Annotated in this window: 24 protein-coding genes; 11 read left to right on the top strand and 13 right to left on the bottom strand. The window is 44.4% G+C overall.

Annotation, left to right across the window (positions count from 1 at the left end; genetic code table 11):
• Window positions 1-30: 30 nt before the first annotated feature.
• From folM to P8629_RS06385, 7 genes are all read right to left on the bottom strand, one after another.
• On the bottom strand, window positions 31-729 hold the full coding sequence (folM, locus tag P8629_RS06415; RefSeq protein ID WP_278165300.1) for a dihydromonapterin reductase: 699 nt from the start codon (window positions 727-729) through the stop codon (window positions 31-33).
• A gap of 72 nt (window positions 730-801) precedes the next feature.
• The gene (arsJ, locus tag P8629_RS06410) at window positions 802-1,998 is read right to left on the bottom strand and encodes an organoarsenical effux MFS transporter ArsJ (RefSeq protein ID WP_278165299.1); all 1,197 of its coding nucleotides are present in this window, start codon (window positions 1,996-1,998) and stop codon (window positions 802-804) included.
• A 7-nt stretch (window positions 1,999-2,005) separates the two neighbouring features.
• Window positions 2,006-3,028 (bottom strand): ArsJ-associated glyceraldehyde-3-phosphate dehydrogenase, encoded by a 1,023-nt coding sequence (locus P8629_RS06405; RefSeq protein ID WP_278165298.1) that lies wholly within the window; start codon window positions 3,026-3,028, stop codon window positions 2,006-2,008.
• Between the two features lie 83 nt (window positions 3,029-3,111).
• A complete protein-coding gene (locus tag P8629_RS06400; RefSeq protein WP_278165297.1) occupies window positions 3,112-3,735 on the bottom strand; it encodes an MTH895/ArsE family thioredoxin-like protein in 624 nt (207 codons plus the stop codon).
• A 92-nt stretch (window positions 3,736-3,827) separates the two neighbouring features.
• Window positions 3,828-4,310 carry a DUF6428 family protein gene (locus tag P8629_RS06395; protein WP_278165296.1) on the bottom strand — a complete coding sequence of 161 codons (483 nt, stop codon included), beginning with the start codon at window positions 4,308-4,310 and terminating at the stop codon, window positions 3,828-3,830.
• 11 nt (window positions 4,311-4,321) lie between these two features.
• Complete coding sequence (locus tag P8629_RS06390; RefSeq protein ID WP_278165295.1) at window positions 4,322-5,284, bottom strand: permease; 963 nt, start codon at window positions 5,282-5,284, stop codon at window positions 4,322-4,324.
• Window positions 5,285-5,307: 23 nt separating this feature from the next.
• Window positions 5,308-6,237: an MBL fold metallo-hydrolase gene (locus P8629_RS06385; protein ID WP_278165294.1), complete on the bottom strand. Its 930-nt coding sequence runs from the start codon at window positions 6,235-6,237 to the stop codon at window positions 5,308-5,310.
• 181 nt (window positions 6,238-6,418) lie between these two features.
• Between P8629_RS06385 and P8629_RS06380 the strand changes: the two genes are divergently transcribed.
• The 5 genes from P8629_RS06380 (at window position 6,419) to P8629_RS06360 (ending at window position 11,340) form a co-directional block, all read left to right on the top strand.
• A complete protein-coding gene (locus P8629_RS06380; protein WP_278165293.1) occupies window positions 6,419-6,793 on the top strand; it encodes an ArsR/SmtB family transcription factor in 375 nt (124 codons plus the stop codon).
• Window positions 6,794-6,905: 112 nt separating this feature from the next.
• Window positions 6,906-8,246: an FAD-dependent oxidoreductase gene (locus P8629_RS06375; protein WP_278165292.1), complete on the top strand. Its 1,341-nt coding sequence runs from the start codon at window positions 6,906-6,908 to the stop codon at window positions 8,244-8,246.
• Window positions 8,230-9,240, top strand: a complete 1,011-nt coding sequence (locus tag P8629_RS06370; RefSeq protein ID WP_278165291.1) for a CobW family GTP-binding protein — start codon at window positions 8,230-8,232, stop codon at window positions 9,238-9,240. Before P8629_RS06375 ends, P8629_RS06370 begins: the two co-directional genes overlap by 17 nt.
• Window positions 9,241-9,416: 176 nt before the next feature.
• The gene (folE2, locus tag P8629_RS06365) at window positions 9,417-10,364 is read left to right on the top strand and encodes a GTP cyclohydrolase FolE2 (RefSeq protein ID WP_278165290.1); all 948 of its coding nucleotides are present in this window, start codon (window positions 9,417-9,419) and stop codon (window positions 10,362-10,364) included.
• A gap of 238 nt (window positions 10,365-10,602) precedes the next feature.
• Window positions 10,603-11,340, top strand: coding sequence for a hypothetical protein (locus tag P8629_RS06360; protein WP_278165289.1), 738 nt, complete (start codon window positions 10,603-10,605; stop codon window positions 11,338-11,340).
• Here the strand turns inward: P8629_RS06360 and P8629_RS06355 are convergent.
• Complete coding sequence (locus P8629_RS06355) at window positions 11,337-11,810, bottom strand: Lrp/AsnC family transcriptional regulator (RefSeq protein WP_278165288.1); 474 nt, start codon at window positions 11,808-11,810, stop codon at window positions 11,337-11,339. The genes P8629_RS06360 and P8629_RS06355 overlap by 4 nt on opposite strands.
• A 231-nt stretch (window positions 11,811-12,041) precedes the next feature.
• On the opposite strand from P8629_RS06355, the gene P8629_RS06350 reads away from it, so the two are divergent.
• A complete protein-coding gene (locus tag P8629_RS06350) occupies window positions 12,042-13,664 on the top strand; it encodes a 2-isopropylmalate synthase (RefSeq protein WP_278165377.1) in 1,623 nt (540 codons plus the stop codon).
• Window positions 13,665-13,793: 129 nt separating this feature from the next.
• Window positions 13,794-14,666 (top strand): tetratricopeptide repeat protein, encoded by an 873-nt coding sequence (locus P8629_RS06345; RefSeq protein WP_278165287.1) that lies wholly within the window; start codon window positions 13,794-13,796, stop codon window positions 14,664-14,666.
• 113 nt (window positions 14,667-14,779) lie between these two features.
• On the opposite strand, the gene P8629_RS06340 is transcribed toward P8629_RS06345, so the two are convergent.
• Both P8629_RS06340 and P8629_RS06335 read right to left on the bottom strand, forming a co-directional pair.
• Window positions 14,780-15,883 carry an MBL fold metallo-hydrolase gene (locus P8629_RS06340; protein WP_278165286.1) on the bottom strand — a complete coding sequence of 368 codons (1,104 nt, stop codon included), beginning with the start codon at window positions 15,881-15,883 and terminating at the stop codon, window positions 14,780-14,782.
• A 144-nt stretch (window positions 15,884-16,027) separates the two neighbouring features.
• Window positions 16,028-17,131, bottom strand: coding sequence for an AI-2E family transporter (locus tag P8629_RS06335; RefSeq protein WP_278165285.1), 1,104 nt, complete (start codon window positions 17,129-17,131; stop codon window positions 16,028-16,030).
• A 40-nt stretch (window positions 17,132-17,171) separates the two neighbouring features.
• Between P8629_RS06335 and ppnN the strand changes: the two genes are divergently transcribed.
• From ppnN to P8629_RS06315, 4 genes are all read left to right on the top strand, one after another.
• Window positions 17,172-18,545 carry a nucleotide 5'-monophosphate nucleosidase PpnN gene (gene ppnN / locus P8629_RS06330; protein ID WP_278165284.1) on the top strand — a complete coding sequence of 458 codons (1,374 nt, stop codon included), beginning with the start codon at window positions 17,172-17,174 and terminating at the stop codon, window positions 18,543-18,545.
• Between the two features lie 85 nt (window positions 18,546-18,630).
• Window positions 18,631-19,836 (top strand): DEAD/DEAH box helicase, encoded by a 1,206-nt coding sequence (locus P8629_RS06325; protein WP_278165283.1) that lies wholly within the window; start codon window positions 18,631-18,633, stop codon window positions 19,834-19,836.
• A 120-nt stretch (window positions 19,837-19,956) separates the two neighbouring features.
• Window positions 19,957-20,586 carry a TetR/AcrR family transcriptional regulator gene (locus P8629_RS06320; RefSeq protein ID WP_278165282.1) on the top strand — a complete coding sequence of 210 codons (630 nt, stop codon included), beginning with the start codon at window positions 19,957-19,959 and terminating at the stop codon, window positions 20,584-20,586.
• Window positions 20,583-21,041, top strand: coding sequence for a hypothetical protein (locus P8629_RS06315; RefSeq protein WP_278165281.1), 459 nt, complete (start codon window positions 20,583-20,585; stop codon window positions 21,039-21,041). Before P8629_RS06320 ends, P8629_RS06315 begins: the two co-directional genes overlap by 4 nt.
• A 16-nt stretch (window positions 21,042-21,057) precedes the next feature.
• Here the strand turns inward: P8629_RS06315 and P8629_RS06310 are convergent, their stop codons facing one another.
• Genes P8629_RS06310 through P8629_RS06300 form a run of 3 tightly spaced genes read right to left on the bottom strand, consistent with a single transcriptional unit; the run spans window position 21,058 to window position 24,457 of the window.
• Window positions 21,058-21,840 (bottom strand): EI24 domain-containing protein, encoded by a 783-nt coding sequence (locus P8629_RS06310; protein WP_278165280.1) that lies wholly within the window; start codon window positions 21,838-21,840, stop codon window positions 21,058-21,060.
• A complete protein-coding gene (locus P8629_RS06305; RefSeq protein ID WP_278165279.1) occupies window positions 21,840-23,210 on the bottom strand; it encodes an NAD-dependent succinate-semialdehyde dehydrogenase in 1,371 nt (456 codons plus the stop codon). Before P8629_RS06305 ends, P8629_RS06310 begins: the two co-directional genes overlap by 1 nt.
• Window positions 23,211-23,254: 44 nt before the next feature.
• Complete coding sequence (locus tag P8629_RS06300) at window positions 23,255-24,457, bottom strand: EAL and HDOD domain-containing protein (RefSeq protein ID WP_278165278.1); 1,203 nt, start codon at window positions 24,455-24,457, stop codon at window positions 23,255-23,257.
• Between the last annotated feature and the right edge of the window lie 94 nt (window positions 24,458-24,551).

Here is a 24,551-nt window from a genome sequence, read left to right as displayed (position 1 = left end):
CAAAGTTGGTCGCAGAAAAAATGCTACTGCTTATAACGGTTCAAGAGACACGGTTGAACCGGTGGCATTCGGGCTGTTCATCAAGAACTGCACGGCTTGCCAAATCGAATCCATGCCCGGTTCAACCGGAATGGCACTTTCGGCCAAGCGTGCTTTTTTATACGCCTCAGAATCCCCTTCATTAAAAATAACCAGACCTGGCGCAATCGTATTCACTTTAATGTTCGGCGCAAACGCTTTGGCAAACGACAAGGTTAACGACTCCAGCCCGGCTTTGGAAGCTAAGTATCCCGCATAGTCAGCGTGCCCTTTGCTCACCTTTGCATCCGACAGCGCGATGATATCGGTTACCGCTGCTTGGCTTTTTCGTAATAAGGGCGCGCAGGCCTGATTGATTTGATACGGTGCGGTGACATGCACCGTCATCAAGTCCGATAGCATGTCGGCTGCTTCAATTTTAGAATCCGGCAACCATAAAGACGCATTATGAATCACCGCTCTTAGACTGGCGACCTGTTGCGGCAAATCTTGCAAGAACTGCGTCAACTGGTCTGGCTGAGTAAAATCCACTTGAAACCCCAGCGCGCCCTGCGCTTCTAACGCGTCAACCGCGGGGCGCTCGGTTCGATAAGTAAAAACAACAGGCTGATGCTGCGCTAAAAACTGTTGCGCAAGGTATTCGCCAATGCGCTGCCCTGCTCCTGTGATTAAAATCGCATCCGAGATCACATGGTTTCCTTTCTTAAGCGGTTCCAAAATTAGCCAGGCCTGGCTATTTTTTCATTCATGACTGTCTCTATTCTAAACGGTTTGTACCGGTTTCGCTTTCAAAACCAATAAGGCTGCTAGAATCACAAACAAGCTCGAGACCCACAAAGTGGCTTCCAACCCTGCGACTTGATACAACCAACCCGACAAAATCGTGCCGATTAAACGCCCGGCTGCGTTGGCCATATAGTAAAACCCGACATCTTTAGACGTGCCATCGGCATCCGCGTAAGACACAATCAAATAAGAATGCACCGAAGAGTTCAACGCAAACACCACACCGAACACCAGCAGCCCAAAGACCACCACAAACGTCGGTGAAAAAGACAACAGCAATCCGATAGTGACCGGCACCAACGCCAGCATCAACGCCAGCTTCATTGCGGTTTGCTGTGTCGGGTTCGCCTGCCCTTTTCCTCGCCCCGTCAACGCCGGTGCAAACGCCTGCACCATTCCATAACCGATGATCCAACTGGCCATAAATGCGCCGACCGCGGTATGAGACCAGCCTAAAACCGCCTGCAAATAGACCGGCAAGGCAACCACAAACCAGACATCCCGTGCGCCAAACAAAAAGAAACGCGCACCAGATAACCAATTGATGGCCGATGACTTAGAAAAAACTTCTCGAAATTTCGGTTTGTTCTTCGCCTTACCAATCGACCCATCCAACCAAAGTAACGAAAAGATTAGCGGAATCACAATCAAGGCGGTCAATACATACAATGCATTTACAAAACCGACCGCCCCTAACAAGGCGGCTCCGACAAAAAAGCCAACCCCTTTCAAGGCATTTTTAGAGCCAGTTAGGAGAGCCACCCAGCGATACAGCTGCCCGGTTGCTTCCGAGGCCAGACTCTTCACCGAACTTTTGGCCGACATCTTATTCAAGTCTTTCGCGATGCCTGACAAAGCTTGCGCGGCCATCACATAAGCCACCGTCAACCATTCCGGAGAAACCGTCAACATCATCAAAGCAATGATCTGTAATCCCAAGCCTAAATTCATGGTGACATTCAAGCCTAATCGAGCGCCTAACCAGCCACCGAACAGATTGGTGACAATGCCGAAGAACTCATAAAACACAAACAACAAAGCGATTTCGAGCGGGCTGTAACCCAACTGGTGAAAATACAACAACACCAGCATTCGAATCGCACCATCGGTAACGGTAAACGCCCAGTAATTGGCCGTGACCAAGCCATATTGCTGTAAAGGGGATAACGTCATGCTGAATTTATTCCGCGTCTGCGTGACGGTTTAACAATGCCACTTTAACCGCCAACTCCATCATTCGCGTGACGTAACCGATTTCATTGTCATACCATGCTAGCAATTTCACTTGTGTGCCATTCACCACCATGGTTGAAGGCGCATCAATCACCGAAGAGCAGGTTTCGCCTTCATAATCGACCGACACCAAAGGACGCTCTTCATACCCTAGAATACCTTCCAGCTCATTTTCAGAGGCTTGTTTTAAAAACTGATTTACTTCTTCCACCGATGTCGGGCGTTTCATTTCCAGCACCAAATCCGTCAAAGAGGCATTCATCAACGGCACACGCACCGCCAACCCATTTAAACGCCCATTCAATTCAGGGAAAATAGTGCCAATCGCTTTGGCCGACCCGGTCGTCGTCGGAATCAACGACTCGAATGAAGCCCGTGCACGACGTAAATCGGAATGTCCATGATCCACCACTTTCTGGGTATTGGTACGATCATGCATGGTGGTAATCATGCCGTGTTGAATGCCGATTTTTTCGTGCATGACCTTAATCACTGGCGCAATACAGTTGGTGGTACAAGACGCTGCCGTGATAATCGGGTCTTGGCCTGCGTCAAACACATTATCGTTAATGCCCATCACAATGTTCTTGATGTCTTCTTTCATCGGTGCCGCCACAATCACCTGTTTTACACCTTGATCCAGATACGCCTGCAGACTGTCTTGCGTTCGGAATTTTCCCGTCGCTTCAATCACGATATCCACCTCCAGCGCCCCCCAATTCGTATCGGCAATCGCTTCATTGGACGAATAGGAAATGACCTGATCTTCAATGTGAATTTTGCCATCTTCCGCTTCGGCTTCATGCCACCAACGGCCATGTGCCGAATCGAAATGCAACAGATGTGCCGACCCCACGACATCCGTCGCCGTTTCATTAATATGCACAAATTGAACATCCGGCCAATCATAGGCTTCTCTTAACGCCAAACGCCCCATTCGACCAAATCCATTGATGGCAATCTTAATCATGTTGTTCTCTCTTTTATGTGTTCATCTGTTTTAAATTCTTATTTTATAGCCCACAAACCATCCGTATATGGCAGTTGTATGAATTATGACGACGCCAAACTCTCTAACCATTCAGCCACTTTATCCTTACTTGGCAGACTGCCACTGTGAATGACTTCTTCATTAATGACGATGGCTGGGGTACTCATCACACCATAAGAAGCGATTTCGCTAACGTCTTCAACTTTCACAATCTGCACGGCAATCTTTTTCTCATCGGCCACCGACTGAATCAACTTCACCGTATTCTCGCAGCTGGCACAGCCCGTACCCAACACCTTAATAATAGGCCCTTCTTGCGAACCGCAACATCCTTTAGAGCTGGATTTTTCAGCATCATCCGAACCACAGCACGCACTAGAACTCTGTTGAGTGTCATTATCCGACCCACAACAGCTCGACTTTGATGCCGCGCTATCGGTTTTTTCAGTTTTAGGTGTCGTACCGCAAGCCCCCTCAGGACAACATTCACCCGTTTTCGATAACTTACCGATTAAGTTAGAAGGGCAAAACCCGGTAAAAGTCGCCTGCAAGCCCATTGCACTCGCAAATATCGCCAACCATAACCAGTTCACTTCCCATAAATTCACTTGACCAAATCCATGTGCTAAACCGATTGATAACAGGATCATGAACGTCATCATTCTCACCATTAAATTCCCTTTCATCTTGTCTCTCCTTTTATTTTAATTCTGTCTAAAATCAGCCAGGCCTGGCTGATTTTTAATCAATTCATTTTCTTAAAACAACGCGTTGAACGTTAACCGCAACAACTGTCTTTAGAACAACAGCTGCTTTCATAACCTTGTTTCTTTTCTTGCTCATGACGTAACGCGGCCAAACACTGCGTCTTGGTTGCCTCCAAAAAGAAGATAATCTCGGCCTCTGTGTTCTTCATTTCACGAATAGAATAAAGAGCCGTTAACATTGTCTGATACTCGATCATGACCTCACAGCTCTCCAACTGCTGAATTTTGTTTAAAACAGGCTGACTCTGCTGCAAAATTTTCGTGGCTGTCTCAGACGTTATCCGATGCTCTTTATCCGCCCCCAACCATAATTGGATTTGAACATAAGACTCCTCTCGAAGCTGCCCTCCACAATCAATAAAATGCCGAAAGACGCTTCCTACATCGGTAATATGAAAATGCTCAGGCACGGAGTTACCATCCGGCAAAACAAACTTCAGTCTTTTTGATGAATGCTCTTTTAAAATTCGTTGAAACTCTGTGAAAAACATCATCACTCCTAACTTTAGGGATACAAAAAATTAAATAAATAACCGACGACAATAAACGCTACCGTCAGCACCCCCACAAACACCATCAATGCTGGCCAACGGATGACTTTGCGAAGAATCAATAACTCCGGCAATGATAACGCCGCAACACTCATCATCAACGCCAAACTCGTACCAATCGGCACGCCTTTGCCAAGCATGGCTTCAACAATCGGGATTACCCCGGTCGCGTTAGAATATAAAGGCACCCCAATTAACACCGCAGCTGGCACACTCCACCAGTTTTGCGCATCGGCCAAGGTCGATTCAATCCATGCCTGGGGCACATATCCATGAAATGCCGCCCCTAGCCCGATACCGATAACCACCCACAACCAAATACGCTGCACAATGACTTTGACTTCATTCCAAGCAAAGCTATGACGTTCGCTCAAACCGCCTGTGTTCGCTTTCTGTTCCTGCGCTTGTCGTACTTTAATATCCCAAACATAAGCTTCCACCCAACGCTCCAGCTTAAATGCTTCCATGATTATCGATCCGACATACGCCACAACGACACCAGCCAACACATAAAGCAAGGCGACTTCCCATCCTAAAATACCGATCAAAAGCACCACTGCCACTTCATTAATCATCGGACTGGCAATCAAAAATGCAAACGTGATTCCTAAGGGAATACGCGCTTCCACAAACCCGATAAATAATGGCACCGATGAACAGGAACAAAAGGGCGTCACCCCGCCTAATAAAATCGCTAAAGAACGCCCCATCCACTTGGGTTTTCCGGCAATAATCGTCCGAACTTTCTCAGTCGATACAAACGCCCGTAGCAGCCCCATTAGGTAGATAATCACCACCAGCATCACGAATATTTTCACTGTATCCATGACAAAAAACTGCACCGAAGCGCCTAAGGCACTTGCGGGATCTAGCTTTAGGACATCATAGGCGATTTGGTTTCCCAATAACTCAAACATGAAATTCCCTTCTATTTAAGGATTTAAAGCGACGCTTCTATCTGTAAATATGCGCGATTCAAATTTCTTTTATGCCATGAATCGTAATGTTTTAAGTGTTTAAACGCTGGCCAGTTCTTATTGTTAGATACGGCAACGCCCACACCTGAGAAGTTCTCAGCTTCTTCCGTCATGGTCTGAACCAACTTTGCCAAATAATCGCCGGTTTCCGCATCCGCTTTCTGCCAGTTTGTCACTCGACCATGTCCCGGCACAACGAATTCTGCCGGTAAAGCACGCATGGCTTGATAAGCTTTATTCCAAGACACTACGTTCGACCAGGGATGAATGCCTAGCATTCGATCGACATACACCACATCGCCGGTAAATAAAACTTTTTGTTCCGGTAACCACAGCACCGCATCGCCCGAAAAATGGGCGTCGCCATAGAAATTAAGCTGCATCGAAACCCCACCAATTGAAAATTGGTTTTGAGTCGATTCAAACACCTTATCTGCCGTTTTCATTTTCATACCTTTCAAAGCCGGCACTTTTTTCACAACCGAATCTTGCAGCTGAGCAAACATCTTTTTTTGCGTGTTCACCGTGCCTTGGTAAGCGTATATCTTAGCGCCCTGTCGAGCAAAATAATCATTCCCTAACCAGCGATGATCCTGACTGCCTAAATTAACCACCGCCACAACCGGTTGCGCTTTAATTTTCTGAGCGGCTTTTTCCAATGCTTTTGCGGCCAGATCACCGGCACCGGAATCCACAAAGACCCATCCTTCCGACGTATCGATCAAACCGATATTATTATTCAACCCTAAGTTTTCAGGCGTACGATCTGTCAAAGGGCCAACAAAAGCATAAACGCCTGGCGTCACTTGACGAAACTCAACCTCAGCCGACCAAGCCGATGACATCATCCCGAATGCGAACAACACCCCAAACCATCTTATAATTTTATTCATTTTAACAAGCCTCCTAACTTAGGACTTTAATGGATCCATTTAATTAAATTCATATATCCGCATAGACAGATATATAATACGCCAGTCGACACTCAAAAGTAAACTTTTTTGATATGGCCGATAAAAAATCAACAAAGTTGCCTAATCATCCAAACTGACGATATGATATAAACAATTAATTATGATAACTGAAAATAAAACCGTGACCTTAGACAACACTGCCCGCCTTTTTAAAGCACTTTCTGAACCGCTCAGACTGCGCATCCTATCTTTATTACTTCAACGAGAGACCTTATGTGTCTGCGACCTCGTCACCGTGTTAGAACAAGGCCAAAGCACCATTTCACGCCACCTCAACTATCTGAAAAATGCAGGCCTGGTCAATTCTTGGCGCGAAGGAACTTGGATGCATTATCAAATCGAACAATCGGCTCTTTCCATACTCAACCTTCCACAATTTCAAACTTTGCTGAATGCAACCTTGGAGTGTCAGACAGATTTAGCCGCGTTAAAACAATATGAAAACAATCCAAGAAGCTGTCAACTGACTTCCTAAAAGCCATCGACTAACCGAATAACAATAGCTTACCGCAATTCTAATTATGCAAACCCTAAAGAATTTTATATAATAGCCAGCTTGCTAAAAAATTCTAATGGACTGAAATACTATGCAAAATCGTATGTTTGATGTGGTAATTGTTGGCGGTGGCATCACTGGAACCGCATTGGCTTATACTCTAGCCAAATACACCGACATCAAATCCATCGCCATTCTGGAAAAGTACGGCTCTCTGGCACCATTGAATTCCAATGCGCGCAGCAACAGCCAAACGTTACATTGTGGCGACATCGAAACCAACTACACGTTGGAAAAAGCGATTTCAGTCAAGCGTACCGCCAATATGCTGGTGAAGTACGCTGAACAGGTGGATAAAAACGACTTCCTATTTAAATACCCGAAAATGATTCTTGCGGTGGGTGAAGAAGAATGCGACCGTCTGGAAAAACGTCATGAAGAATTTAAAGATGGCTTTCCTTACATGGAACTGTGGGATGCTGAAAAAATTGCCGAAGTCGAACCGAATGTCGCCTTAATCGATGGCAAACCGCGTCCGGAAAAGATTCTTGCCAGCGGCTGCACCGATGAATATTCCGCAGTGAATTACGGCATCCTTTCTAAATCTTTTATTGAAAGCGCGCGCAAAACCGGAAAAGACATTCAGGTATTCTTAAGTTCGAAAGTCGACGATATCAAAGACTTTGAAGACCATTACGAATTAAAAACCGCGCACGGTACCTTCATGGCAAATTTTGTGGTCGTCTCAGCCGGTGCACACAGTTTATTGCTGGCCAACCAAATGGGACACGGCATGGACTTATCCACTTTACCGATGGCCGGCAGCTTCTATTTTGCACCCAATATGCTGAACGGAAAAGTGTATACCATGCAAAACGACAAACTGCCTTTTGCTGCGCTGCATGGTGACCCTGACTTGACCGAACCAGGCAAGACCCGCCTAGGGCCAACCGCACTGGCGTTACCAAAACTGGAACGCTACACAGGCGGCACTTACTGGGATTTCTGGAAAACGCTTAAGCTGGACACCAAAGTGTTACGCGTTTTCTGGGATCTATTAAAAGACAGCACCATCCGAAACTATATTTTCCGTAATTTCTTATTTGAAATTCCATGGTTAAACAAAAAACTATTCGTCAAAGATGCGCGTAAGATTCTGCCGAACCTTACAACCGACGATCTGACTTATGCCGAAGGCTTTGGTGGTGTACGCCCACAGGTTATCGACAAAACCACCAAACAGTTAAAACTGGGGGAAGCCAGCATCGTTCCAGAAACCGGCAATGTCATTTTCAACATGACCCCGTCACCAGGTGCCACCACTTGCTTAGGGAATGCGTATCGGGATGCGCAAATCATTTGCGAACGTCTCGGCAGAAACCTGAAAAAAGACGAGCTCATCAACGACTTGTTGGATGGAAAAGACCTCTAAATCGATCCCTGTCACCTTGGTGACGGGTCTGCTTGGCAGTGGCAAAACCACCGCCATTCACCATCTACTTGAGCACAAACCCGCGCAAGAAACCTGGGGACTGCTCATCAATGAATTTGGTGAAATCGGCATTGATGCCGCCACCCTCAATCTCGACAGCGACATTATTGAAGCCGTTTCCGGCGGCTGTATTTGCTGCAGTGCTCAAATGGGCTATCAACAGGCATTACAGTCTTTGCTAAAACATCCGCTGGATCGCATTCTCATTGAGCCAACAGGATTGGGCCACCCCGCTAAAATCATTGATACTCTCAGAGCCTTTCAGCCGCAAATTTACCTTGCTGGCATTATCTGCCTGATCACCCCCGCACAACTGACACCGGAGCGCTGGCAAAAATCCGCCGTGATGCGAGACTTAGTTCACTTGGCCGACACTCTTTTGCTCAACAAGATAGATACCGCTTCGCCAGAAGAACTTCAACAAGCCCAAACCCTGTTGCAGAGCGTTTATCCTCCAAAAGAAAACATCCTGCTCACACAATTCGGCGACTTTGCCGAAAAACAGCCAGGCCTGGTCGATTTTAAACAAACCCAAGTGCCATTTACTTTATTGGAAGGGTTGGCCGAACATGCCGAACAAACTCAGCATACGCCAATTGAATATCCATCCACTTTACCACATTGCTTGAAAATACAAGTGCAAACGGGAAGCACCAGCACGATTGGTTGGCAGTTCACTCCACAAGTGCAATTCAACCGCACCCAATTCAAAGCATTCATCGCCCAACAATCCAATTTGATCCGTGGCAAAGGTATTTTAAGAACTGGCAATGAATGGCAACTGTTCAATCAAATCGATGACCAAATGACACTGGAAGACATCGCTTGGCGTCAAGACAGCCGTTTAGAACTCATCTACCAAACCGACATCACCGACCAACTGACAGCCATCGAAACGGAGTTACAGAAAGCACTGCTGGTTCGCGACCCATAACCCCGAACTTTTGCTTACAAAGCAGAATAGTAACCACGCTCAATGATAAATAAACTTGAGTCGTTGACTCAGATAATCACAACATATGGTATAATTTTCTTCTTTTTTACAATATGAGCACGACTTTGCTTTAAAACCCTTTAAACCAAAGCACTCAAAAAGCCGAAGGAAATTGCATGACAAAGCACATGCCCGATATCGCTTGCCAGCCCCACCAAGACCCACAAGGCAAACTGAACTGGGTCGGAATGAGTGGCATAGAACTGCCAATCAAAATCGAACAAGATTCGCAAACCTTAACCCTTTCATCACAAGTTCAAGCTTACGTCAGTCTCGATGACCCTTTAAGCAAAGGCATCCACATGTCTCGTCTGTACTTGATACTCGATGAAATGGGATCGAATGCGCCTCTTAACCCGGCCAGCATTCAAACCCTATTAACCGCGTTCATCGAATCACACCAAGGCCTCAGCCAGAATGCCTTTGTGGAGTTTCGTTTTGATTACTATGAAAGACGTCGCTCGCTCAAATCGGATAACTCCGGTTGGAAACATTACCCTTGTACCCTAAGAGGGGAAATGCGAAACGGTCAATTCGAGTGTGAAATCAGCATCAGCGTGCCGTATTCCTCCACTTGCCCTTGTTCAGCTGCGCTCTCGCGCCAACTGATTCAAGAAGCCTTTGAACAACAGTTCAATGGTCAGGCGTTGGATTACAACCAAGTATTGGAATGGCTCGGCACGCCGGAAGGCATTTGTGCCACGCCGCACAGCCAGCGTTCTTATGCACAGGTGAAATTGAAAGTGAATGCCGAGCATCCGCTGAATTTATCCAATGTCATCAACCAGATTGAGGATGCGGTTAAGACACCGGTGCAATCGACGGTGAAACGAGAAGACGAGCAAGAATTTGCCCGCTTGAACGCCACTAACCTGATGTTCTGTGAAGACGCCGCACGCCGCTTACAAGCCAAATTGGAAAGCTGCCCGGAATACAAAGACTACTGGGTGCGTGTCAACCATTTGGAAAGCTTACACCCGCACGATGCCGTGGCGATTGTCACCAAAAACGTGCCGGGCGGGTATTCCGACGAACCGAACTTTATGGAACGTTTCCAGAACTAAGTCATTCTACTCTCAATCAAAAAACGCCCAGGCCTGGGCGTTTTTTATATCTACAATTTAGTCTTTCGCTTAATGGCGATAATCATCAAATACGCCACCAGCTATTTATACAAAAACCGAATGACATAGAAAGTTTCTTGTTTTTATTGCCTAAACGAGACAAAATAATTAACGCTAACTAAATAAGGTTCGTTTCAAAACCAGCAGGCTTTATACTAAAGAACAATTTAGGATTCATATGACACTTGATCAAGGTATATCTTTAGCTACAAGCGTTGCTGCATTTTTTTCTGCTATTGCTGCACTTTTTGCTGTTTACCTTTCTTCTAAGCACAGTAAAGCTTCGTATAAACCAGAATTAATTCTTATAGGATCAAGCTTCATACTTGAAAATAAAGATAAGTTTTTAAAAAGCGACTATTTAAAAGAACCTAAAACAGATAACGAGCAAGCTGCACAAAAAATAATTTATATTCTTCTTCAAAATATTGGCTTAGGTTCAGCTAAAGAAGTTCAAATAAAATGGTCTTACTCTATAAAAAAAATGGTATTAATGGCTAACCAGCTTGTTCAAGATAGCTCTTTTAAATATAAAATTGAATTAAAAGATGGTTGTCTGATTTTAGAATCAGAAAATCAAACAACATCAACATCTATCATATGGAATGGACATCAGATTAAAATTTTAGATTTTGTAGTTCCTAGTTCAATAGACAAAACACCTGAAAAAATATTTTTACCTTCTTCATATACTAGCTTAATCTCAGTTCTCTTGACTTTAATTATAAATTCTCATAAGCCTCAAGAAAATAAACTCGCAGATATTCGCAACATTCCCTATATCACAATAGATATATCATATCTTGATATTGGAAATACTAAGCATAAAAGACGATTTTCCATCAAACCAAATTTTACGACAATTAGTTCAGAAGAAGTGAAAGGCTACTTTGAAATACTAAGCCAAAAAAATTAATCAATCGGCAACGCCGTTTTATCCACCACTTTGCGTAAGACAAAACTGGTATGAACCCCACTGACGCCTTCGATTTGAGTAATGTGATTCAGCAATAAATCTTGATAGGCTTCCAAGTCTTTTACCACCACTTTCAATTGATAGTCGGCGGTTTGCCCGGTGAGCAGCAAACATTCGACAATATTCGGCAACGCCTGCACCGCTTCATCAAAAGCACGAAAGCGCTCTTGGGTGTGTTTGTCCATCGAGATGTGTACCAGCGCCATTAAGTCCAACCCCAGCGATTTGGCATCCAACAAAGCACGGTAGCCGACAATCACGCCCGCCTCTTCCAACGCTTTGAAACGCCTTAAGCAAGCTGAAGGCGACAAGCCGATGACTTCCGCGAGTTCTTGATTGCTTAAGCGCCCATTATCTTGCAAGGTGCGCAGAATCGCTTTGTCGTATTTATCGAAATGTTCGGTTGTCATAATCGCTATTTTTATCCAATTATTTTAATAAAACTTTATATAGAAGCAGTTTATTTCTATTTTAACTACAATATTGATATTTAATTGTGATATTACCGTAAATTAACCAATTTTTCACAATTAAATAGCCCCCTCAAATTGTTACAATTTTCTCCAGAGGTGAGCACCTTCGCTCGCAACGCTGAAAATGCAATCAATAACCGAACATCCATAGGAAAAAAAACTGTGAACATGATGACGCCTGAAAAATATCGCCCAACGATCACGCCCGATTTACCCAATCGCCAGTGGCCGAACCAACGCCTTACCCAGGCACCGATTTGGGCAAGTGTCGATCTACGAGACGGCAATCAGGCGTTAGCCAACCCAATGACGGTGGAGCAAAAGCTTAAGCTTTGGGATCAACTGGTGGCGATTGGTTTTAAAACCATCGAAATCGGTTTCCCGGCCGCCAGTCAGTTGGAGTTTGATTTTGCGCGCCGCTTAATTGAAGAAAACCGCATTCCGGACGATGTGTCGGTGCAGGTGCTGGTGCAAGCCAGAGAACATTTGATTAAGCGTACTTATGAAGCGTTGCAAGGCGTGAAGCAAGCGGTGGTGCATGTGTATAACACCACCTCTACCGTACAACGTGAAAAGGTTTTCTGTAAATCGAAAGCCGATATCAAAGCCATGGCGGTTCAAGGCGCAAAATGGGTGCAAAGTTATGCCAAAGAACATCCGGATTCCGACTGGGTATTCCAGTATTCTCCGGAAAGCTTTTCTCAAACCGAGACCGATTATGCGGTGGAAGTGTGTCAGGCAGTGATGGATGTGTGGCAACCGACACCAGACAACCGCTGCATTTTAAATTTGCCGGCCACGGTGGAAAGTACCTCTCCGAATCGTTTTGCCGACCAGGTGGAATATTTCATCACTCATTTGAAAAACCGTGAATCGGCGATTATTTCTATCCACACCCATAACGATCGCGGTTGCGCCGTGGCGGCGGCGGAACTGTCGTTACTGGCGGGCGCGGACCGAATTGAAGGCACGCTGTTAGGCAATGGTGAGCGCACCGGGAACATGGACATCGTCACGCTGGCGATGAATCTTTACAGTGAAGGCATTGACCCGGAACTTAATCTGTCCAACCCGGACAGCTGGGTGCCGGTGATTGAAGAAGTCACCAAAATTGATACCCATGTTCGTCATCCATGGGTGGGCGAAGCGGTTTACACCGCTTATTCCGGCAGCCATCAGGATGCGATTCGCAAATGCCTGATGCGCCAGAAAGACGATGAACCGTGGAATGTGGCCTATTTACCGATTGATCCCAAAGATTTGAATCGAAGCTATGAGGCCATTATTCGCGTCAACAGTCAGTCCGGCAAAGCCGGTGCGGCGTTCGTACTGACGCAGGAATATGATTTGAACTTACCGAAATGGGTGCAGCAAGATTTTGCCCCAGTCGCTCAAACCATTGCTGAACAAGCCGGCGGGATTGTCAGTCATCAAATGCTGTATGATGCGTTTATCCAACATTATCGTTTGGACAAATCTTTAGCGGAATTGAACAATTACCAATTGTCCCGCAAGGAAGGCAAAGAGCATTTAAGTGTGGAAGTGAACGGCGAAACTTGGCAAGGCCAAGGCAATGGTACCTTAAGCGCATTGTGTGATGCCTGGCAACGACGCACCGGACAGCAAGTGGATGTTTTGGATTACAGCGAACATGCATTACATGAAGGCAAAGAGTCGAAAGCGATTGCGTATGTGTATGTGCAACACAAAGACAGCAAGCGCATCGGCATCGCCATGGCAGAAGACACCGTATCCGCGATGATTCAGGCTTTGTTGTCCACCATTCATTAATTGTAAAACCGCCAGGCCTGGCGGTTTTTTTTCGCACAACCAAACCAGAACGGCAGAACGTTCTGAAATTGCTATAATAACAAGCTATTACCTTAAACCAACTTGAACCCTTAATGCAAGAATTCCATTATGAGCCAACCAGAAATCTACAACTTTGAAGTCTCGAAAAACAATTTCAACAATATTGTTTTGACCAACTCTTACAAACTTCCCGTATTTGTTTTATTCATGAACCCTTCCATCGGCACATGTATTCAAATGGAAAACACGCTTTCGGATTTAGCCGAAATGTTTGCAGGACAATTCGTTTTCGGGCGCGTTGACACAGACATGGAAGTGGATTTACGCGAAATGTATGACATCGTCAATGTGCCATCGTTAAAAGTTTTTAAAGATGGCGAAATTGTTCACCACGAAGTGGGGTTAATGGATTTAGATGAACTACGTGTGCTGTTAAAAAACTTTGGTATTTTCCGTGAGTCGGATGATATGCGAGAGCAAGCCCGTCAAAAACATATTGAAGGGGACACAGAAACAGCAATTCAGCTGCTGACAGAAGCCATTCAAAAAGACCCGGGTAATGTCATGATTGCGATGGATATGATTCAAGTCATGCTGGACGTAGGGCTCCTGAAACAAGCTACCGAACTGTTCAACAGGCTCCCTGAAAAGGAAAGAGACAGTGAAACGGGTCGTGCTTTGGTTGGCCAAATCACCTTTAAAGGGCTGGCGAATAAGACTGCTGGAAAAGAAACGCTAATAGGTCAACTGGAAGCCAACCCAAGTGATTTTGATGCGCGGTTTGATTTATCGATTTGTTATATCGCTGACCATCAGTATATGGAAGCAATGGATCAGCTATTCACCATTCTGGAAGCGCAACCGGATTATAAAGACGGTGCAGCGCAAGAAATGACGGTCAGTGTGATTCAAATGCTGGCACCGAACGACCCGGAACAAGCGAATGAATTCCGTCGAATTCTAGGAAATCTAGTCGCGTAACCGACTTAGAATTAGCCAGGCCTGGTTAAATTTAATCATGCCGAGCAGACAATAAAAAAGGGCTGAAAAGCCCTTTTTTAATATTTACCGTATCTTCTTTATGGTGCAATCCATTAAAAATCACCCCCGGTAATTTCATTGTAGATTCTTCTGGCATTGTTTTTCGCGGCTTGGTCAAACACCGGACGATCTTTATACATCGACTGATCGACGTTTTCTGCTTCTTCCTGATGCCCACCTTCATCGACGACTTTTTGTACTTCTTTCTGTAAGTAACGGAAATAGTCATAGGTTTGTTTTTTTACCGTTGCCATATTGGTCGGCGTTCCGTGCCCTGGAATCACAAACACATCTTTTGGAATGACTTTCATCATGTTTTCAAACGAGTTCATCCAATCAAAGCTGTTGGTGTAAGGGAACATCACCGGCATCCGTTCATTAAACGCTAAATCGCCAGAGAAAAAGACTTTTCTTGATGGAATGTAAACACTGGTGGAGGCTGGGGTGTGCCCAGGGCCAAAATCCATCAAAATGAATTTTTCACCACCACCGACATCCACTTCCATTTTATTGTTAAAGGTCGTGAACTTGTCCGAAACATTACGCGCTGAATCGGTAATTGCCTTGCCGACTCGCATCGACCATTCCTGTTTGATGGCATCAAACGCCTGATCGAATTGCATATTCGCCAACTCACTGGAATACAGATTTTTAACACCGACATCCACCCAGTAACTCGCGCCTAAATAAGCGTGCCCTTGGTTGTTTTCAACCACCAGCCATTTAACGGGTTTGTCAGTGATTTTTTTGATTTGCTGGTGCACGCTGTACGCGATGGCTGGGTTGGCGCCCGCATTAAAGACAAACACGCCATCTTTGAAGATCACAAATGAAATGTTGTTATTCAATCCGAAGTTGGACGGATTATGCCAAATCTGACTACCGACAATGGTATACACCCCATCCGTCACTTTCACCGCTTGCGGTAAAGGCAACTTTTTCCCAATATAACCGGCCTTTTTCTCTGTCGCTTTTACATCATTGACATAAGTTTTTGCAGCCTGAGATTGGATATTACTCCCTCCGCCGCCGACCTCTTTAGCCCATGCTTCAAATCCGGCGACATAAGGATCTTGGTTGGATTCCGCATTCGCGTTAGGCAAAACACCCAGTCCGGCGATTAAAGCAATAAAACTTAGTTTATAAGCGCTTCTCATTATTCCTCCTAGATTACGTTCAATCATTTTTTACCTGTTGCAACAGGAAATAATACGTAAAGAGATAATAACATCTACACTCCAAAAACCTCATTGAGGTTTTTAATCGCCGCCAAAATAATTCAATACGCTCGTTCTAATAAATTAGGTTCTATCCAAAAGATCAGAGTTTTTATGGGCATAAACATCAAAAATAGTAATGGCCATTGCCGCGATGACCGGCCCGAAAAACAACCCTATCATCCCAAAATGAATCAGTCCGGCAAAAGTTGAAAGCACGGTAATTAAAGTGTGATTGGCTACCGCTAAAGATTCTGATGCCCCGCCTAAGGAAGCAGAAATTTTTTGAATCAAAACTGGACGCACGACATTATCAATAAAGAATCCATTCACAACGGCACCAAAGAACACCACAATACCAGCGGCCGTATAATCTCCCTGAGCCGCCATCACCAATGCAAAAGGAATCCAGATTAATGCCGCTCCGACAATTGGAATAAACGAGGTAATGGCAATTGCCATCCCGATAAACAAGCCAGGCATACCTAAAAACCAAGCCACCACAGCAAACACCGCCCCTTGCATCAACGCCACGCCCAGTACTGACAACAACAAAATGGTCGATAAATTTGAAAAACGTGTCATGATCATCGTGTCGTAATAATTTTCTAATGGTGACAGGATTTTTAAGTGATGCGAAATGCGATGACCATCACGGTAAAAGAAAAACAAGGCAAATACTGCTAAAAAGATAAACGTCAGAAAGGACGTTGTACTGCCAAAAATCCCTTTTACCAAAAACATAATCGTATCTTGTGCAAAGGTAATCAATTTGTCAGAGTTTTCCTTAACTTGACGAATCAGTTCCATTTGGGTGCTTTCCGGAAAAGGAATCACTTTCACTAGGTTTTGATTCAGCTCAGATAAGGTTTCAGGCGTCTGCTGTGACAACCATTGTTGCGCTTGGCTGACAATATGCCCCACCTGCAAACCAACCTCCAACAATAAATAAGTCACGGGTGCAATAACAGTTACAAAAACAAGCACACTCATAATGGCCGACGCATAATTTGGTGATTGCTTTACTTTGGGTAATACTTTTAAATACAGGGAATAGGTTGCGGTGGCTAAAATCATCGCAAACAGCAAAGCCTCTAAAAAAGGCGAAAACAACCACAATAACCCGACAACCGCGGTCAAGAGTAAAATAATTAAAAAACCTTCTTCATAAGGGGCATTTGAGCGCATAATATCAACCTTGACAGAAATTTAGTAACACTAATCTATCATGAATAATCTTATCAAAAAAGCTTTAATTCGCCCCGCAGGTGCCCTGCAAATCCTTTCTTATAAAGAAGCACAACAACTTTGCGACCAAACTGATCAGGGGCTGAACGATGTTTTCAGACAATGTAGTTTGGCTGTACTGAATACCGGCACCAAAGATGATAACGGTCTGGCCTTGTTAGAAGCACACCCAGACTTTCAGATCCGGGTATATATCAAAGGCCGCGGATTACAGATGGAAATTGAGAATGCACCTGATAATGCTTTCGTGAATGGCGCAATGATTGAAGGGTTACAAGAGCATCTGACCGCCGTCATTCGAGATTTGATCTACGCTCGAAACGAAATTATGGACAGTGGCGAGTTTGACCTCAACACTTCATTCGGCATCACGAATGCTATATTTCATATTGCTAGAAATGCCGCACTCATGAAACCCGACTGTGTTCCGAACATTGTCACTTGTTGGGGTGGCCACTCTATTACCCTGGAAGAATATAAATACACTAAACAAACCGGTTATCAGCTCGGACTTCGCAAACTCGATATTTGTACGGGCTGTGGTCCTGGCGCGATGAAAGGCCCCATGAAAGGCGCTGTGTTAGGGCATGGTAAACAACGTTATACCAAAGGACGTTTTATTGGATTGACCGAGCCCGGGATTATCGCCGCAGAAGCGCCTAATGCCATCGTCAATGAGCTCACCATTATGCCAGACATTGAAAAACGCCTGGAAGCCTTCATGCGATTAGGGCACGGTATTATTATCTTCCCTGGCGGAGCGGGCACAATGGAAGAAATTCTCTATTTACTGAGCGTCTTAATGCATCCTAAAAATAAAGACGTACCTTTACCCGTAGTGCTGACGGCGCCTAGATCAGGAAAAGCCTATTTTGATGCGGTAATGGAGTTTATTGACTATACCTTAGGTCCTGAAGCCACTAACAAACTGACGCTCTTAATTGGCCATCCTCAAAAGGCGGCTGATTTTATTCAACGTGGTATTCAAGATGTTAAAGATCACCGAAAAGCGACCAGCGATGCCTATTACTTCAATTGGAATTTACATATTCCACTCGAATTACAGCAGCCGTTCAACCCAACACATGAAACCGTTGCGCAATTACAACTGCATAAAAAACAGCCCATCCATGAACTGGCCAGTCATCTACGCTGTGTTTTTTCAGCAATCGTTGCAGGGAATGTTAAAACCGAAGGTGTTGCGCAAATTAAAAAGCATGGCCCCTTTAAAATTAAAGGCGATCCGGAAATTATGCACCGCATGGACAAGCTTCTACAACAATTCATTCAACAACGCCGAATGAAATTAGGAACGGAAAACTATGAGCCTTGTTATAATATCGTTTCTGATTAATTCCGAGTGAATCAATCCTTATTTTTTCTGTACGATTGATGCTTTTAACACGTTAAAAGCTGAAACTGATAACCAAAGAGCTGCCATGACTTTCGAAGAACTAGATCTTGATCCCAAACTGCTAACGGCGATTGAGGAACAGCACTATCACAAACCAACGCCTATTCAGGCGAAGGCAATTCCCGAAATGCTGTTGAGTAAAGATGTGCTTGCCGGAGCCGCAACGGGAACGGGAAAAACAGCCGCTTTTGTGTTACCTGCATTACAGTTTTTACTGGATGACCCTCGACCAAGCCGTCAGCCTAGAGTATTGATTTTAGCGCCAACACGCGAACTGGCGTTTCAAATCCATAAAGTGGTTAAGCAATTAAGTCAGTACTGCTCTTTTGAATCGAATGTTGTCACCGGTGGGTTTGCCTCAGACAAACAACTGGAAATACTGCAGTCCAAAATCGACATCCTGGTCGCAACGCCGGGACGTCTTTTAAACATTATGAGTAAGGAATTCATTGATCTATCAGACATAGAGTTATTGATTATTGATGAAGCAGATCGAATGCTGGATATGGGTCAAGGTCCGGATGTTTTAGCATTGATTGAAGCCATTCCGGGTGATTTTCAAGCAGCTTGCTTTTCGGCAACGCTCGCCGGCTCGGGCATTACAAAATTTGCCAATGAAGTCTTGGATTCCCCAGAAATCATCCAAGTCAACGCGCCAAATGAAAAGTCCGACCAGATTCAGCAATTGGTTTACCTGGCAAATGATAAGCCACATAAACAAGCCTTGCTAAAAGCGATATTGGAAGACGACACTTGTCAAAGCGCTATTGTGTTCTGCAATAAAAAAGAACGCGCCATAGAACTGGCAGACTGGCTGCAAAATGAACATATATCCAGCACAGTGTTGCATGGTGATTTTATCCAAGCCAAACGCCTGGAAAAAACCCAAAAATTCAAACAAGGAAAAATCAAAGTATTGGTTGCTACGGACGTGGCTGCTCGCGGCTTGGATATCTTAAACGTCACCCATGTCATCAATTATGACGTGCCTTATCGTGGAGACATCTACATTCACCGTATCGGTCGTACCGGGCGAGCGCAACAAGTCGGTATTGCCATCAATTTGGTGGAACGTCATGACTTACCAAACTTGCAACGCATTGAATACCATCTACAACAATCCCTTCCAGTCGGCAAGATCAAAGGACTTGAGGCTAACTTTAAATTAAAAGATGCCTTGAAAAAGCCTAAGAAAAAGAAGAAAAAGACCGCCAAGAAAAAGAAAAAATAAATCTTTCTTTCTCACCTTTTAATGAGTCGCACATTTCTTTCACATTTGAGATCTAGATATTTTTAACTAAATAGTTAAACTATATAGTTAAATTATTCGCATTTCAGGACGATCTGCCCCATGACTCGCAACAATAAACAAAATGCTACCGCGTTGAAAATTCGCACCACTGCGACTGAGATGTTTGCCGAAAAGGGTTACGATGGCACAATAATGGATGAACTAACAGTCCGTTCCGGTGTCAACAAAGCCAGCATCTATTACCATTTCCAGGACAAATCCAATCTCTATGAACAGTGCCTGACGCATTTATTCGCCAATGTAGCCGATGCCGTGATCAATGCAACCGAACTTGCTACGCCGGGTACGCCTAAACTAAAGGCTTTCGTAAAAACATTTGCGAAGCTGGCCAATGCCACTCCGGCGATGCCCGCTATTTTGATGCGCGAAATTGCTTCAGGCGGACACAACATGCCAGTGACCGCCAGACATCAAATGCAGCGATTGTTATCTACCTTAAAATTCATCTTAGACACAGAAGACCCTAATCCAAACTTCGAACCAATCAATGCCTTAACCCCACATTTTATGATTATCGGCAGCTTGTGTTTTTATCTCACCAGCCAACCGATGCGTGATCGCATTGAAAGTACCGAAAAAATTGATCCAACCTTAGAAGAATTCACCCAGCAACTGATTGATATCCTGCAATCGGGCCTGATTAAAAAGACCAAAGGAGGTCTAACATGACATTACCCAAAACTAACATACAATCGCTTGTAAAACAGGTTGCACTCAGCGTCTTACTGCTAGGAACAACCCTTCCTGCAGTCTCAGCAGATAACCGGACAGCGGTATGGTTAAATGAAAATGAAAAAGCCATGCTCCTCAAAGAAATGCGTCAGTTTCTAGTGGCCAGCCAGAAGATATTGGCCGCCAGTTTAAAAGAGGAGATGGAATCGGTTGAAACGACAGCACGTGAGGTTGGTATTAAGCAAATGCGTTCAACGCCTGCCAGCTTGACAAAAAAACTACCAGAAGGCTTTAAAGCGTTAGGTCCAAAAATTCACAAAGGTTTTGAAGACATTGCCTATGAAGCTGAAACCATGGGGGACTCGGCTGTTATATTGGAACGGCTGGCAGAGTTACAACAGACGTGTATCAGCTGCCATGCGACCTATCAAATTAAAGTTTCCACCGATTAGCCGTAAAACTATGCGCTCAGTCAATAATTGCGTCGTCGTTGCTTTTCAGTTCTGGCTCCAATGAGAGTTGATCGAAATAATAGTGCGATAACGCGATAACAGCCAACACCGGTGCGAAAAAACTAATGATAGGGAAAATGCTCAAAGCATACAACACGCCGATGGAAAACGTCGGCGGCCAATTGGTAATGGGCTTTAATTGTTTAAACAGCGATTCTGGTAAAATTACCTGTCCCACATCTTGCACTATCGCATAATGAAAGAACAAAAAACCAATCAACCAGAACCAAACGACATTAATCAATGGCACGAACAGCAAAGGGAAAGTCACTAAAATCAGTAACAACATCAGTAAGCCGAATTTCACTAATTTCCAAATCATGCCTACCATCGAACCATGCCCACGATAAGTTGTATGGGGATAATGTTTGTCATGCACGACTTTAACCAATGAATCCGTCATAAAGCCTGTTACGATCATTGCAAACAGCAGCACTAAATAACTGCCCAATACGATGCCCAGCATGCCTGCAATCACTGCAACCGTAAACCCTAAAAACCAAAGGATCAATCCACCAATCAACGGAATGGCACCAATCGTATCTTCAGCCTGTTGTTGCCAACCTTGAAAGTCTTGCACAAAAGTACTTTGTGTCACAAAATCACTGGTCAAAATAAATCCAAACAGGCCATACCCCATCAGGGAGACCACTATCAACCCAACAACAAAGGGAATGAACAACCGAATCAAGATAGCAGGTTCTTTTAGATCAACTAACGTTTTCCATAGTAGTGTCATTATTTCACCCAAATGGTTTTAATGTTGGTGAACTCTCGAATGCCTTGTGCAGAAAGTTCTCGGCCATAACCTGAGTTTTTCACTCCCCCAAAAGGTAGACGGGGGTCCGAAAAGGTTGGGCTGTTAATAAAAGTGGCGCCGGATTCCATGCCTCTTGCCATGGTCTCGGCTGTTGCCAGGTCATCGCCCCAGATAGAACCGCCCAAACCAAAATCAGTTGCATTCGCTAGTCCTAACGCATGTGCTGGTTCAGACGCTTTCAAAATAATGGCGACCGGGCCAAAAAACTCTTCACTAAAGGCCGGCATATTACTGGTGATGTTTGTCAGAATAGTGGGCGCATAATAATATCCTGGACGATCCAATTGATAACCGCCGGTCACAATTTTCGCTCCCAGCTCAACTGATGCCATGACTTGTTGATGAAGTTCATCCAATAAATCCTGGCGCGCCATCGGCGCTAGAGTGGTTGCTGCATCCATCGGGTCACCAGGGGTGAATTGATCTTCTATTGCTTTTTGAAATTGAGTTGTAAAATCCTCTGAGATCATACTATCAACAATAAAACGTTTTGCGGCAATACAGCTTTGCCCCACATTCAAGAAACGTCCTTTGACAGCGCCGACAACAGCTTGCTTGATATCCGCATTATCCAAAACGATAAACGCATCCGACCCGCCTAATTCTAAAACCGTTTTTTTCAATTCTTCCCCTGCGACACTGGCCACCTTGCGTCCAGCATGCTCACTCCCAGTCAAAGAGACCGCTTTAACTGCTGGATGACGAATCACCGACTCCACTTTATCTGAACCAATCATCAAGTTGGTGAAAATTCCGTCAGGATATCCGGCTTTACGAAAAACTTCTTCAATCGCCAATGCACATTGGGGAACGTTTGACGCATGCTTCAATAAAGCAATATTACCGGCCGTGACAGTTGGCACTGCAAAACGGAAGACTTGCCAAAATGGATAGTTCCATGGCATGACCCCCAATACCACCCCCAAAGGAAGGTAAGCGACATAACTACGAGAAGCACCTGATTCAATCGGTTCATCTGCCAAAAATTTTTCAGCATGTTCTGCATAGTAGTCACATAATAAGGCGCACTTCTCTACTTCAGCCAATGCTTCCGAATAGAGCTTGCCCATTTCTAGCGTGATTAATTCGGCTAACACCTGTTGGTCATCCATCAAAACATCACCTAATCGCTTTAATAAAGCAATGCGGTCTTCTAAAGGCGTCAGTTTTGACCAGTCTGCAAATTCATACCCTGCTTGTGTCACAACATCGTCCAATGTTGCTTGATCCCAAGTTTCAAATTCAGCGATGAGTTCTCCCGTCGCAGGGTTAATTGATTGCATGGCCATTTCCTATTCCTTCTTTGTGTTGGATGGTTAGTGTTAATTGAGTGTTAAATACTATCTGTTGCCTGTTGCGCCCAAGCGGATGCCGACATAAAAATATTGGCAATATCGCTGATGCCAACCGATTCAAAGCATAAATCAATACTGCTGGCATCGGTTGATTCAAGCTTTTGCAGACATTTCAATGCCTCTCCCATGGGGCCTTTTTTATCGATTAATGCGGTTTTAATCTCATCTGACAACGGCATCTCTTCAACAATTGTTTCGATAGGGGCACGGAAAAATGCACCTAAATTAGAAAACAAGCCCACTAAAAAGAAACTGTCTTTATCTCGACCATGGCCGGATTTTTCAGCGAGTTTTTCACAAAATCTTGCGCGAACCAGCGAGGTTGTCAACAATTCTTTGGGAGTATCTTCCAAGTCTGACAGCAGCATCATATTGACCCAAAACTTCAAACGCTTAAGCCCCATATACTTTAATGCATCGGCAATGGTTTCTACTTTAATCGGGATCATCGCCGCCGGATTATTCACCGCAACCAGCAGTTTGTGGCTTAAAGCAACATCGTGACTTAAAATTTCTGAAAGTTCTTCAAAGCCAGTATTAGGATTGTTGATTTTGGACACCAATTGTAACAATGTCAGCTTGTTACCCGACAGTTTATGCCCATTCATGATCACAGGATTGGTAAAAAAGTAACCTTGAAAATAGTCAAACCCCATCTTTTTTAGATAGTTGAACATTTCTTCCGTTTCAACTTTTTCTGCAATGACTTTGATGCCTTGTTCATGAAGCGATTTTAACATCGATTTCATTTTCACTTCTGAGCAGGCTTCATTATCAATCTTGGCAAAGTCGCTGATTGTGGCCAGCTTTTGACTCGATTCATCATCGGTAAAATTATCCACCGCAATGGCAGAACCTTCCATCTTAAGCGTTTTCAAACTTTTCAAGATTTCCACATCATGCGTCACATCATTTGGAATCTCTAATACGATACGGTGATTAGAATCAAAAGCAGGTAGTTTGGCATGCGCAATCAATTCTCTAGGCAACTGCATCAGGGCAACATGCTTGCCAACAATCGATTGAAACCCGATCTCGTCTTCGGTTTTTTGAAGAAGCTGTTCGGTTGCAGCAACCGTGGTTTGATTTGGATTGAGCCCTTGATGAAATTCAAGCTCATAGGCAAAGACTTGCATGGATTGATCTAAAATCGGCTGACGACCAATAAAAACTTCTGACATTTGTAACCCCTAAAAAATCGCTAAATATGAGTCCTCTATCAGCCTTTACTTATATAAACCGCTGTTTAAAGGCTTTTATCAGGCTTATAAAAAC

The sequence above is a fragment of the Hydrogenovibrio sp. 3SP14C1 genome (assembly GCF_029625905.1).
Taxonomy (GTDB): Bacteria; Pseudomonadota; Gammaproteobacteria; order Thiomicrospirales; family Thiomicrospiraceae; genus Hydrogenovibrio.
Note: the sequence above shows the minus strand (reverse complement) of the source record. Positions and strands in the feature narration are given on the sequence as shown.